General features: G+C 70.0%; 12 protein-coding genes. 5 read left to right on the plus strand and 7 right to left on the minus strand.

Annotated features, from left to right (window positions below; all coding sequences use genetic code 11):
• Positions 1–688, plus strand: a 688-nt coding sequence (locus FNH08_RS31195) for an ABC transporter permease (protein ID WP_152774877.1), incomplete at its 5' end; no start/stop codon positions are given.
• A 22-nt stretch (positions 689–710) separates the two neighbouring features.
• On the opposite strand, the gene FNH08_RS31200 is transcribed toward FNH08_RS31195, so the two are convergent.
• On the minus strand, positions 711–1,241 hold the full coding sequence (locus FNH08_RS31200) for a DUF6668 family protein (protein WP_152774878.1): 531 nt from the start codon (positions 1,239–1,241) through the stop codon (positions 711–713).
• 223 nt (positions 1,242–1,464) lie between these two features.
• Between FNH08_RS31200 and FNH08_RS31205 the strand changes: the two genes are divergently transcribed.
• Complete coding sequence (locus tag FNH08_RS31205; protein WP_322725818.1) at positions 1,465–2,502, plus strand: tetratricopeptide repeat protein; 1,038 nt, start codon at positions 1,465–1,467, stop codon at positions 2,500–2,502.
• A 63-nt stretch (positions 2,503–2,565) separates the two neighbouring features.
• On the opposite strand, the gene FNH08_RS31210 is transcribed toward FNH08_RS31205, so the two are convergent.
• The 3 genes from FNH08_RS31210 to FNH08_RS31220 form a co-directional block, all read right to left on the minus strand.
• Positions 2,566–3,516: a M28 family metallopeptidase gene (locus FNH08_RS31210; RefSeq protein WP_152774879.1), complete on the minus strand. Its 951-nt coding sequence runs from the start codon at positions 3,514–3,516 to the stop codon at positions 2,566–2,568.
• Between the two features lie 245 nt (positions 3,517–3,761).
• Positions 3,762–4,811, minus strand: a complete 1,050-nt coding sequence (gene rarD / locus FNH08_RS31215; RefSeq protein ID WP_152774880.1) for an EamA family transporter RarD — start codon at positions 4,809–4,811, stop codon at positions 3,762–3,764.
• A 211-nt stretch (positions 4,812–5,022) separates the two neighbouring features.
• Entirely contained in the window at positions 5,023–5,877 is an 855-nt protein-coding gene (locus FNH08_RS31220) for an SDR family oxidoreductase (protein ID WP_152774881.1), read from the minus strand.
• Between the two features lie 91 nt (positions 5,878–5,968).
• On the opposite strand from FNH08_RS31220, the gene FNH08_RS31225 reads away from it, so the two are divergent.
• The 3 genes from FNH08_RS31225 to FNH08_RS31235 all read left to right on the plus strand — a co-directional run bounded on the left by FNH08_RS31225 (position 5,969) and on the right by FNH08_RS31235 (position 7,733).
• A complete protein-coding gene (locus FNH08_RS31225; RefSeq protein ID WP_407704489.1) occupies positions 5,969–6,391 on the plus strand; it encodes a winged helix-turn-helix transcriptional regulator in 423 nt (140 codons plus the stop codon).
• A gap of 198 nt (positions 6,392–6,589) precedes the next feature.
• Positions 6,590–7,297, plus strand: coding sequence for a DUF6082 family protein (locus tag FNH08_RS31230; RefSeq protein ID WP_194238674.1), 708 nt, complete (start codon positions 6,590–6,592; stop codon positions 7,295–7,297).
• 178 nt (positions 7,298–7,475) lie between these two features.
• Positions 7,476–7,733, plus strand: a complete 258-nt coding sequence (locus FNH08_RS31235; protein ID WP_228034467.1) for a hypothetical protein — start codon at positions 7,476–7,478, stop codon at positions 7,731–7,733.
• A 59-nt stretch (positions 7,734–7,792) separates the two neighbouring features.
• Here FNH08_RS31235 and FNH08_RS31240 read toward each other — a convergent pair whose 3' ends face one another.
• The 3 genes from FNH08_RS31240 to FNH08_RS31250 all read right to left on the minus strand — a co-directional run bounded on the left by FNH08_RS31240 (position 7,793) and on the right by FNH08_RS31250 (position 11,709).
• On the minus strand, positions 7,793–8,872 hold the full coding sequence (locus tag FNH08_RS31240) for a 2-oxoacid:ferredoxin oxidoreductase subunit beta (protein ID WP_152774882.1): 1,080 nt from the start codon (positions 8,870–8,872) through the stop codon (positions 7,793–7,795).
• Complete coding sequence (locus FNH08_RS31245; protein WP_322725819.1) at positions 8,865–10,793, minus strand: 2-oxoacid:acceptor oxidoreductase subunit alpha; 1,929 nt, start codon at positions 10,791–10,793, stop codon at positions 8,865–8,867. Before FNH08_RS31245 ends, FNH08_RS31240 begins: the two co-directional genes overlap by 8 nt.
• Before the next feature lie 256 nt (positions 10,794–11,049).
• Positions 11,050–11,709, minus strand: a complete 660-nt coding sequence (locus tag FNH08_RS31250; protein WP_309505219.1) for a response regulator transcription factor — start codon at positions 11,707–11,709, stop codon at positions 11,050–11,052.
• Positions 11,710–11,924 lie beyond the last annotated feature (215 nt).

Raw genomic sequence — 11,924 nt, forward strand, 5'->3', positions numbered from 1 at the left:
CGGCGGGGGAGGCGGGGGCCCGGCCTTCGTCAGCCAGATCACCAACAACGGTCTGTTCCTGGTGTTCACGGCGCTCGCCGCGACCCTGCCCTTCTTCCTCCCGATGGCGATCGGAGTGATCGCCGGGGACGCCATCGCGGGCGAGGCCAACGCCGGGACGCTCCGCTACCTGCTCGTCGCACCCGCGGGCCGCAGTCGGCTGCTGCTCACCAAGTACGCGACGGTGATGACGTTCTGTCTCGTCGCCACACTGGTGGTCGCGGTGTCGGCGCTCGTGGTGGGTGCGTTGCTCTTCCCCCTCGGCGAGCTGACGACCATCTCGGGCACGCGCATCAGCTTCGCCGAAGGGCTGGGCCGGGCCCTGCTCATCGCCCTGGTGGTGGCCGCGTCCCTGATCGGAGTGGCCGCCCTCGGCCTGTTCGTGTCGACCCTGACGAGCAGCGGCATCGCGGCGATGGCCACGACGGTCGGCCTGCTGATCACCGTGCAGATCCTCGACCAGATCCCGCAACTCGACGCCCTCCAGCCGTACTTCTTCTCGCACTACTGGCTGTCGTTCGCCGACCTGATGCGGGAACCGGTCTACTGGGACGACCTGCAACGCAACCTGGGCCTGCAGTGCCTGTACGCGGCCGTGTTCGGATCGGCGGCCTGGGCACGGTTCACGACGAAGGACATCACGGCGTAAGCGTTCGACCGCGTGAGCTGTCTCAGACCGCGGCTGTTCCGGTGAGGCGGGCCAGGTCCGCGCTCTCGCGTGGGAGCGGGGCGGTGAGGTCGCCGATGCGCCAGGCCGGCATCCAGGGGACGTGGTAGACGTCGATGACGGAGCTGATCAGCTTGACGTGCTCGGCCAGTTGGCGGGGCAGACGACCGGGCGCGTCGGCGACCAGCACGACGGCGTTGAGGTCGAGCCCGGGCGGTGCGTCGCCGCGCCGGAAGGTGTCGAGGGTGTGCGAGATGGCGGTGAGCCCCGTGGCATGCGTCCGCGCGACCAGAAGGATCGACTCCGGTTCGCCGTGCTCGGGCCGGGGCCAGTTCCGCCCGGTGTCATGGCCGCCGAACACGGTCGCGAGGGTGGTGGTGCCCGCGCCGCCGTGCGTGGCGACCCAGGCGAACCGCCGGGGACTCGCGGTCAGTCGGGCGTTCCGCTCCGGCTGCCGCTGCTCCGGCCCGGCGACCGGACCCCGTACCCAGATCTCCGGCCCGCTCAGCGCCTGCTGTTCTCGCTGCCCCTGCATTGCCCGCTCCTCGCCCTCTTCCCCTCGTCTGTTACCGATCTTCATGGTGAACGACCGGTGGCGGAAGCGGGTTGTCCGCTCCTGGGACGAGCCTGTGACGCTGTGGTGACGCGTGGAGCGGTGGTGATCGGAGAGACTCGTCGGGGAGGGACTGTGGCCTGCCCCATGTCCTTCCGATGTCCCTTCTTCCCGATGTCCCTTCTTCTGACCCGAGTGAGGAACCGTGTCTCGACTCAGCCGCGAACAGAAGCGGGAACTCGAACCGGAGGAGTACCCGGAGTCGGGATCCGGGATGCTCCCGATCGACGTGCGGGTGCCGGCGTCCGGTGACGGCGCGTCGGTGGGCGGCATGCCGGTGGTGGCCCACCCCGACGAGCCCCTCCAGAACACCGTCCTCGACTACCTCCACCGCATCGCCCTCGCGACGGGCCACTCCGTCCTCGCCACCGTCCACGACGAGCGCATCGGCTACGCCGTGCCCCTCCAGATCTCCGTGGACGGCTCCAGCTGCTTCGTGGACGAGCCGGTGCGGGTGGACCAGCCGACGCGGGTGGGGGAGCGCGCGGCGGGCGCGGTGTTCGACACGGGGGAGCCCGTGCCGGCCGCAGTGGCCCCGGCCCCGGCACGCACGCCCCCGCAGGAGCGACCCTCCGCTCCCTTCAGCACCGCCGAGGACGACGACTCCGGTCCCAAGCCGCCCCCTGTCACGGAGTTCGAGATCGCCGAGGCCGTGATGGGCACCGCGGACACGGAGGGGGCCGAGCCCTCGCCCTTCGCCGAGCCCATCGGACGGATCAACGAGGCCGTGCGGGCGGGCCGGACCGACGAGGCCGCCGAACTGGCCGAACTCACCACCACCCAGGCGTCCGCGACTCTCGGCCCGGACCACCCGGAGGTCCTGTGGCTGCGCGAACTGGCCGCCTACATCGCCTACCTGGCCGGCGACATGCCCAGGTCCTTCCAGCTCTCCCTGGACCTCGCCCGGATCCGCCACCGCCGGCACGACGACCGGGCCGCGTACGGCGACGTCCAGAGCGCGGCCGCCGCCTGGCGTGCCGTACGTGACCCGCACGAGGGCCTGCGCCTGGGCCATGACCTGATCGACGTGTGGGCCGGCCTCACGGCTGAGGCCGGCCCCGCGGCCGACGACATCGAGCAACTCGAGTCGGCACGCACCCGTATGGGCCGTCTGACGCGCCGTGCCGAGGCGAACCCGTCCCCGGAGCCGGCCACCGGCACGGAGACCGGCACAGACCGCTGACCGGCACAGACCGCTGACCGGCACAGACCGCTGACCGGCCCCGGGCCGCACGTCACTCAGGAGCTACGAGGACAACTCCCACACCGCGTACGCCAGCGCGTCCCCGTTCCGGTCCAGCGCCGTCTCGTTGATGTTGGACGTCGTGTCGCACGACGAGTGGTAGCAGCGGTCGAAGGACTGCCCGGCCGTACCGCCCCACTTGGCCGCCTGCGCGGCGGACTTCGTGTTGCTCGCGCCGGTGAACAGGCCACCGACCGGGACGCCCGCGCTCTTGAAGGGGGCGTGGTCGGAGCGGCCGTCGCCCTCGGTCTCGATCTCCGTGGCGACGCCGATGCCCGCGAAGTAGTCCTTGAACGTCTTCTCGATCGCCGGGTCGTCGTCGTACACGAAGTAGCCGGGGTTCGGCGAGCCGATCATGTCGAAGTTCAGGTAGCCGCTGATGCGGGCGCGGTTCGCGGAGGAGAGGTTGTTGACGTAGTAGCGCGAGCCGACCAGGCCCCGCTCCTCCGCGCCCCACCAGGCGAACCGGAGGTGCTTCGTGGGCTGGTAGTTGGTCCGCGCGACCGTGAGCGCCGCCTCCAGGACGGCGGCCGAGCCCGAGCCGTTGTCGTTGATGCCGGCGCCCGAGGTGACGCTGTCCAGGTGCGATCCCGCCATGATCACCTGGTTGGTGTCGCCGCCCGGCCAGTCGGCGATCAGGTTGTAGCCGATGGCGCCACCGGACGTGAACTGCTGGACGCTGGTGGTGAATCCGGCCGCGTCCAGTTTGGCCTTGACGTAGTCGAGGGACGCCTTGTAGCCGGCGCGCCCGTGCGCTCTGTTGCCGCCGTTGGCGGTGGCGATGGACTGGAACTGCGTGAGATGGGCCTTGACGCTCGCGACGGGCAGGTCGGGTGCGGCGGCCGCCGCCGGCTCGGGGGCGGGGGCCGCCCCGGCTATGGACCCGGTGGTGAGCAGCGTGACGGCCGCGACGACGGCAGCCGCCGTGGCACGCCCGGGAACGGAGAGCTTCATGAGTGGGGGGCTCCGAATTCCGTAGGGATTCCCTGACCCGCCACGGGGTTCATGGCGGACCCACGGTGAATCCACAGTGAATGGGGTGCCTCGGATGGTGCTGGTGTGACTGACTGAGCGTCAAGAGTGCTATTCGGTCAGGGGTGTTCGTATACCGGGCGGCCGGTCGACGGGCGTCCGGTTACCGGAATTCCGGCCTCCCGAGGCATCCCGTGGCTCCCGTGGCTCCCGTGGCCTCCCGCGGTCTACGGCTTGGCGTCCGCCGGACCGGGTGCGGGGCCGGGTACAGGATCGGGTGCGCGGCCGGGTACAGGATCGGGTGCGCGGCCGGGTACGGAATCGGGTACGGGGTTGCTCGCGGTGGCGGCGACCGGCGCGCCGAGCTCGGTCCTGAGCGTGCGGGCCGCCCGGCGCGCGGTGCGCAGCGCGTCCCAGGTCAGCAGCGACAGCGCCAGCCAGACCAGCGCGAAGCCCGCCCAGCGCTCGGGCGGCATGGCCTCGCTGAAGTACAGGACGCCGAGCAGGAACTGGAACACGGGCGCCAGGTACTGCAGCAGCCCCAGCGTGGACAGCGGTACCCGGATCGCGGCCGCGCCGAAGCAGACCAGCGGCAGCGCGGTGACGACCCCGGTCGCCGCGAGCAGCGCGGCGTGCCCCAGGCCCTCCGACTCGAAGGTGGAGTCACCTTGCGTCCTCAGCCACAGCAGATAACCCAGCGCGGGCAGGAACTGGATCGCGGTCTCGGCGGCCAGCGACTCGATACCGCCGAGGTTGACCTTCTTCTTCACCAGGCCGTACGTGGCGAAGGAGAAGGCGAGGCAGAGGGAGATCCACGGCGGCCGGCCATAGCCGATCGTGAGTACGAGGACGGCGGCGAAGCCGATGCCGACCGCGGCCCACTGCGCCGGCCGCAGCCGCTCCTTCAGCAGGAGCACTCCGAGGGCGATGGTCACCAGCGGGTTGATGAAGTACCCGAGGGACGCCTCCAGTACCTGGCCCGCGTTCACGGCCCAGATGTAGACACCCCAGTTGACGGTGATGACCGCCGCGGCCACGGTGACGAGGGCCAGTCTGCGCGGCTGCCGCAGCAGCTCACCGGCCCAGGACCAGCGCCGCAGCACCAGCAGCGCGCCGCCGACGAGGACGAGGGACCAGGCCATCCGGTGGGCGAGGATCTCGGCCGCCCCCGCGGGCTTCAGCAGGGGCCAGAAGAGGGGGACGATGCCCCACATGCCGTACGCGGCGAAGCCGTTCACCAGGCCTGTTCGATGCTCACGCCTTGACTGCCCGGTCAATGGCCCTCCCTCTTCGCACGGCCGTGTCGGCCTCGCACGGCCGCATGGGCGCGGCCCCGTTCGAAGGTAGCGCCGACCGCCCCGCCTGTCATGTCCGTATCGCCATACGGTCATGACGGCGGGGTCCCGGGAGGACGTGGCGGGGGCCCGGGAGGGGCTTTGCGGGCTCCCGGGAAGGGCTGGGGAGGAGACGCCGGGAGTCGGTCCGGTCTCAGGCCTTGAGCGCCGCCGCGATCGAGTCGGCGATCGGCGTGGTGGGCCGGCCGGTCAGGCGGGACAGGTCGCCGGGGGTGCCCGCCAGTTCGCCCTTCTCCACGGACACGTCCACGCCGGCCAGGATCTGCGCGAGCGGCTCGGGCAGCCCGACGCCGGTCAGGATGCCCGTGTAGACGTCGACGGGCACGGCGTTGTAGACGATGTCCTTGCCGGACTGCTTGGCGACCTCGGCCGCGTACTCGGCGAAGCTCCACGCGACGTCGCCGCTCAGCTCGTACGTCTTGTTCTCGTGGCCCTCACCGGTCAGTACGGCGACGGCGGCGGCCGCGTAGTCGGCGCGCGCGGCGGAGGCGACCTTGCCCTCGCCGGCGGCCTGGACGACGGCGCCGTGCTCCAGTACCGGGGCGAGCTGCTCGGTGTAGTTCTCGTTGTACCAGCCGTTGCGCAGCAGCACGTACGGCAGACCGGACGCCAGGAGCGCCTCCTCGGTACCGCGGTGGTCGTCGGCCAAGGCGGCCTTCAGGGCGCCCGGGGCGCTGGTGTAGGCGAGGAGCGCGACCCCGGCGGCCTTGGCGGCGTTGATGACGACCTTGTGCTGGCCCACGCGGTCGTTGCCGACCTCGCTGCCGGAGATGAGGAGCACCTTGTCACCGGCGGAGAAGAGGCCGTCAAAGGTCTCGGGAGTGTTGTAGTCGGCGATCGCGAGCTTCACTCCGCGGGCCGCGAACCCGGCGCCCTTCTCCTCGCTGCGCACGACGGCGGTGATCTGCTCGGCCGGGACCTTCTCCAGCAGGCCCTCGATGACGAAACGGCCCAGGTTTCCGGTGGCGCCGGTGACGACGATGCTCATGATCAGACAACTCCTAGGTGGGTGGCTCTGCGCTAACCCTAGGGCGTGCGCTAACTCTACGAAAGTACCCACTTTGAAGTAAGGTACTGGCATGGCCGTAAGTACCGTCTCGACGAACGCTCCCGCCCCCGCCTCTGCCCCCGTGGGCAAGTACGACACGGGCGGCGAGGAGATGTGCCCGTACCGCCTCGTCCTGGAACACGTCACCAGCCGCTGGGGCGTCCTGGTCCTGATCGAACTCCTGGACCGCCCGTACCGCTTCAGCGAACTGCGCCGGGCGATCGGCAGGGTCAGCGAGAAGATGCTGACGCAGACGCTCCAGACCCTCGAACGCGACGGTCTGGTCCACCGCGACGCCAAGCCGGTGATCCCGCCGAGGGTGGACTACTCCCTGACCGACCTGGGCCGCGAGGCCGCGGAACAGGTCCGCTCCCTGGCCCTGTGGACGAGGGACCGGATGGAGGAGGTGCAGCAGGCGCGGGAGGCGTACGACGCGGCGAAGGCGCGTAACTGAACGGCGCCCGTGGGGCACACGCGGGTCAGGGCGCCGGTCGGCGTACAAGCCGTGTCCACCCGTGCGCCCCCCTCTTGCCTCTCACGCCCGATCGAACCGCCGGGCAGGCTGGTGGGAGGGGTGGTTTCGCCCACCGTGCGCCGGCCCGCCCATGCCACCGGCCGGAGCGTACGGCTACCGTCCGGGGAGAAGCTTGACATGGCCACACTGACTCCGGTTGTGCGGCGGATCGGGTCCGCGGTGGTGTCGGCTCTCGGTCTGGTGCGGGCGCCGTTCACCGCGCGTGCGGGCCGCCGCCGGCGTCAGGAGGACCTCACCCTGGAACTTCTCGCCAGGCTCACGTTCATCGCCGAGGGCATCGAGCACATGGTGGAGGAGATCCACCGGGCGAACCTGATCCGCCAGCACCGCCTCGTCACGGACCAACTGGACCGCGCGATCGACGACCCCTCGCTCGCCGCCGCCCTGTCCACCCTGAACGGGATCTCCGACCTCAAGCGCCGCCAGCTGATGTTCGCCAATCGCGAGTACGGCACGATCCTGCTGGCCCACCGCATCGGCTACGTCGACTGGAACGAACTGGTCGGCCATCTGCGCATGCTCTCCCGCAACGAGGTCTTCGCGGAGTACTGGGAACGCACGGTCGAGCACCGCAGGAGCCTCCCCGAGGAGTCCCTGGAGGCCCGGGTCGGCAGAGCCGTCGACACGATCATGGAAGAGCTGGCGGAGGATCCCGACGAGTGGTGGGTGGTGGGTCCCGCGCCCGAGCACGCGCCCGATCCCGCGTCCCTGCCCGAGCACGCGCCCGATCCCGCGTCCCTGCCCGAGCATGCGCCCGATCCCGCGTCCACGCCCGGGAACGCGCCTGGGCATGCCCCCGAGCCCCCAGGTGAGGGCCGCTCCTGACCCTGCTTCGGTACGCCGTCCGCCGGGAGCGGTAACGGGGGTCGGCAGGGTTGGGGAGGAACGAGCCGGGTCATGAATTTTTCCGGGGTCACCGTGACCCCGGGGGTGCGTCAGTCGTTATAGGGCGCCACCCCCAAGCCCGGGGCTTCACCGCCTCGAGTGAGAGGGGACCGCACCGTTGCGCATTGAGCTGTCGTCCGCCCGCATCACCCGCCGACTCGGTGACTCTCCCCGCCAACGGGGGAGCCTGACCGGAGAGTCCTGCCCGGACCTCTTCGAACTCACCGACGGCAACTTCGCCGTCATCGGCACCGAAGCCACCGCCGCCCTCGATCCCCACCTCCCCTCCGACGCGGCCAGAGCCGACTACGAGCGCATCGTCGTCATCACGCGCGAGACCCTCATCCGCGCCAAGCGGGACATCCCCGACGTATGACGGACGGAGGGCCTGAGGGCGTACCGCGCCCCAGGCCCTCGCAGACGAGTCCTCGGCCGTCAGCCGACGACCGTCCAGGTGTCCCCGCCGGCCAGCAGCGCCGCCAGGTCCCCCTTGCCGTTCTGCTCGATCGCGCCGTCCAGCTGGTCCGACATCTGGTCGTCGTAGACGGGCCGTGCCACGGACCGGAGCACACCGATCGGGGTGTGGTGCAACGTGTCCGGGTCCGCCAGACGTGACAGCGCGAAGGCGGTGGTCGGTGACGTGGCGTGCGCGTCGTGGACCAGGACCTGCGCCTCGTTCTCCGGTGTCACGGTGACCACCTTCAGATCACCGGTGGCCTGGTCGCGGACCACTCCCTTCGACGCGTCGGCGCCGAAGCGGATCGGCTGTCCGTGCTCCAGCCGGATCACGGCCTCCTCGGCCTGCTGCTTGTCCTTCAGTGCCTCGAAGGCGCCGTCGTTGAAGATGTTGCAGTTCTGGTAGATCTCCACCAGCGCCGTGCCGGGGTGGGCGGCTGCCTGGCGCAGCACCTCGGTCAGGTGCTTGCGGTCGGAGTCGACGGTGCGGGCCACGAAGGACGCCTCCGCGCCGATCGCCAGCGAGACGGGGTTGAAGGGCGCGTCCAGGGACCCCATCGGCGTCGACTTGGTGATCTTGCCGACTTCGGAGGTCGGGCTGTACTGGCCCTTGGTGAGGCCGTAGATCCGGTTGTTGAAGAGCAGGATCTTGAGGTTGACGTTGCGGCGCAGGGCGTGGATGAGGTGGTTGCCGCCGATGGAGAGCGCGTCACCGTCACCGGTGACGACCCACACGCTCAGGTCACGGCGCGAGGACGCCAGCCCCGTGGCGATGGCGGGGGCGCGGCCGTGGATGGAGTGCATCCCGTAGGTGTTCATGTAGTACGGGAAACGGGAGGAGCAGCCGATGCCGGAGACGAAGACGATGTTCTCCTTCGCCAGACCCAGCTCCGGCATGAAGCCCTGGACGGCGGCGAGGATGGCGTAGTCACCGCAGCCGGGGCACCAGCGCACTTCCTGATCGGACTTGAAGTCCTTCATGGACTGCCTGGCCTCGGCCTTGGGCACGAGGGAGAGCGCCTCGATCGTGCCCGTGCCTTCCGTGGACGTCTCAGCCATCGATGGCCTCCTTGAGAGCCGTGGCGAGCTGCTCCGCCTTGAACGGCATACCGTTCACCTGGTTGTACGAGTGGGCGTCCACCAGGTACTTCGCCCGGACGAGCGTGGCGAGCTGACCGAGGTTCATCTCCGGGATCACCACCTTGTCGTAACGCCGCAGCACCGACCCGAGGTTCCGCGGGAAGGGGTTGAGGTGGCGCAGGTGGGCCTGCGCGATGGGTTCCCCGGCCCGGCGCAGGCGTCGTACGGCGGCGGTGATGGGTCCGTAGGTCGATCCCCAGCCGAGGACGAGGGTCTTCGCGCCGTGCGGGTCGTCGACCTCGACGTCGGGGACGTCGATGCCGTCGATCTTCGCCTGGCGGGTGCGGACCATGAAGTCGTGGTTGGCCGGGTCGTAGGAGATGTTGCCCGTGCCGTCCTGTTTCTCGATGCCGCCGATACGGTGCTCCAGACCGGGCGTGCCCGGGATCGCCCACGGGCGGGCGAGGGTCTGCGGGTCACGCTTGTAGGGCCAGAAGACCTCGGTGCCGTCGTCCAGGGTGTGGTTGGGCCCCTGGGCGAAACGGACACGCAGATCCGGCAGCTCGTCCGGCTCGGGGATGCGCCAGGGTTCGGAGCCGTTGGCCAGGTAGCCGTCGGACAGCAGCATCACCGGTGTGCGGTACGTCAGCGCGATCCGGGTCGCCTCCAGGGCGGCGTCGAAGCAGTCGGCCGGGGTCTGCGGGGAGACGACGGGCACGGGTGCCTCGCCGTTGCGGCCGTACATCGCCTGCAGCAGGTCGGCCTGCTCCGTCTTGGTCGGCAGACCCGTCGACGGTCCGCCGCGCTGGATGTCGATGACCAGCAGGGGCAGCTCCAGCGAGACGGCGAGTCCGATGGTCTCGGACTTCAGCGCCACGCCGGGGCCGGAGGTGGTGGTCACCGCCAGCGAACCGCCGAAGGCCGCGCCGAGTGCGGCGCCGATGCCGGCGATCTCGTCCTCGGCCTGGAAGGTCCGTACGCCGAAGTTCTTGTGTCTGCTGAGCTCGTGCAGGATGTCCGAGGCCGGGGTGATGGGGTACGAGCCCAGGAACAGGGGCAGGTCGGCCTGGCGTGAGGCGGCGATCAGCCCGTACGACAGCGCCAGGTTCCCGGAGATGTTCCGGTAGGTCCCCACCGGGAACGCCGTGGCGGCCGGCGCGACCTCGTAGGAGACGGCGAAGTCCTCGGTGGTCTCGCCGAAGTTCCAGCCCGCGCGGAAGGCGGCGATGTTGGCGGCCGCGATGTCCGGTTTCTTGGCGAACTTGGACTTCAGGAACTTCTCGGTGCCCTCGGTGGGCCGGTGGTACATCCACGACAGCAGACCCAGCGCGAACATGTTCTTGCTGCGCTCGGCTTCTTTGCGGCTGAGGGCGAACTCCTTCAGTGCCTCCACGGTCAGCGTGGTCAGCGGCACCGGGTGGAGGTGGTAGCCGTCGAGGGAGCCGTCCTCCAGCGGACTGGCGCTGTACCCGACCTTCTGCATTGCCCGTTTGGTGAACTCGTCGGTGTTGACGATGACCTCCGCGCCCCGCGGCACATCGCCGATGTTCGCCTTCAGAGCGGCGGGGTTCATGGCCACCAGGACGTTGGGGGCGTCGCCCGGGGTGAGGATGTCGTGATCGGCGAAGTGCAGCTGAAAGCTCGAAACCCCGGGCAGGGTGCCGGCGGGGGCGCGGATCTCGGCGGGGAAGTTCGGCAGGGTGGACAGGTCGTTCCCGAAAGAAGCCGTCTCGGAAGTGAAGCGGTCACCGGTGAGCTGCATGCCGTCACCCGAGTCCCCCGCGAAACGGATGATCACTCGATCCAGCCGGCGGACGCCCTTCGCGCCCGCCGGATTGCGCTGCTCTCCCACGACGGCCTCGTCGGCCGGCTCCGCTGGGCTGCTGACCTGGCTGGTCACTGAAATGGACCTCCCTTGAGGCGGCTGTCTGGGAGTGGCCGTCCCGCCGGCCGTCCCAAGGGCAACCCTACGTCGGTAAGGGTCACCTTCCCTCGGCCATTCGCATGACGGCCGCACATACGGGACGGCCTGACGCCCTGACTTGTCACGATTTACTCGGTTCTCACGGTGAAGACGCTCCGCGCTTGTCCATCGGTTCTCGACTCAACGCCCAGTGGCGGCAAAGCCATCCCATATCTGACACAGTGTCAGCTCGTCACGAGTTCAAATAGGTCAGCACCGCCAGGACGCGCCGGTGATCCCCGTCACTCGGGGACAGTCCGAGCTTCAGGAAGATATTGCTGACGTGCTTCTCCACGGCACCGTCACTCACCACGAGCTGCCGTGCGATCGCCGAATTGGTCCGCCCCTCGGCCATCAGCCCCAGGACCTCCCGCTCCCTCGGGGTGAGGCCCGCGAGGACGTCCTGCTTGCGGCTGCGCCCCAGCAGCTGTGCGACGACCTCCGGGTCCAGCGCCGTACCCCCCTGGGCCACGCGCACCACCGCGTCCACGAACTCACGCACTTCGGCCACCCGGTCCTTCAGCAGATAGCCGACACCGTGGCTCGAACCGGCGAGCAGCTCCGTGGCGTACTGCTCCTCCACGTACTGCGACAGCACGAGCACGCCGAGCTCCGGATGCTCCCGCCTCAGCTGCACGGCCGCCCGCACACCCTCATCCGTATGCGTCGGCGGCATCCGCACGTCCGCGACCACCACGTCCGGCAGCTCCCCCTGCGCCGCCAGCTCGGTGATGGTCTTGATCAGCGCGTCTCCATCCCCCACTCCCGCCACGACCTCGTGCCCACGGTCGGTCAACAGCCGGGTCAGCCCCTCTCTGAGCAGCACCGAATCCTCGGCGATGACCACCCGCACCCTGTCCTCCACGATTCTCGGCCCCCCGAGCCCTGTGTGTCCGGCAGCCTCCCGCCGCCGGTCGACACATCAGTATCTCGTGGGTCCGTCCCGTCTGCCGGGTTCTTTCTGCGGACGGCTGCGGGTTCGTCGTGGCTTGTCGCGCAGTTCCCCGCGCCCCTGAAAGGCCGTGCCCGCGCCCGGCATCACAACGCACCGTTGCCCCCGCGCACCCC

It is taken from the genome of Streptomyces spongiae, assembly GCF_009377185.1.
GTDB lineage: Bacteria > Actinomycetota > Actinomycetes > Streptomycetales > Streptomycetaceae > Streptomyces > Streptomyces spongiae.

Coding starts and splice junctions, on each gene's coding strand:
- FNH08_RS31200 (WP_152774878.1), bottom strand. CDS start 1,241: ATGCAGGGGCAGCGAGAACAGCAGGCGCTGAGCGGGCCGGAGATCTGG.
- FNH08_RS31240 (WP_152774882.1), bottom strand. CDS start 8,872: ATGGCTGAGACGTCCACGGAAGGCACGGGCACGATCGAGGCGCTCTCC.
- FNH08_RS31225 (WP_407704489.1), top strand. CDS start 5,969: ATGGCCGTAAGTACCGTCTCGACGAACGCTCCCGCCCCCGCCTCTGCC.
- FNH08_RS31220 (WP_152774881.1), bottom strand. CDS start 5,877: ATGAGCATCGTCGTCACCGGCGCCACCGGAAACCTGGGCCGTTTCGTC.
- FNH08_RS31210 (WP_152774879.1), bottom strand. CDS start 3,516: ATGAAGCTCTCCGTTCCCGGGCGTGCCACGGCGGCTGCCGTCGTCGCG.
- FNH08_RS31230 (WP_194238674.1), top strand. CDS start 6,590: ATGGCCACACTGACTCCGGTTGTGCGGCGGATCGGGTCCGCGGTGGTG.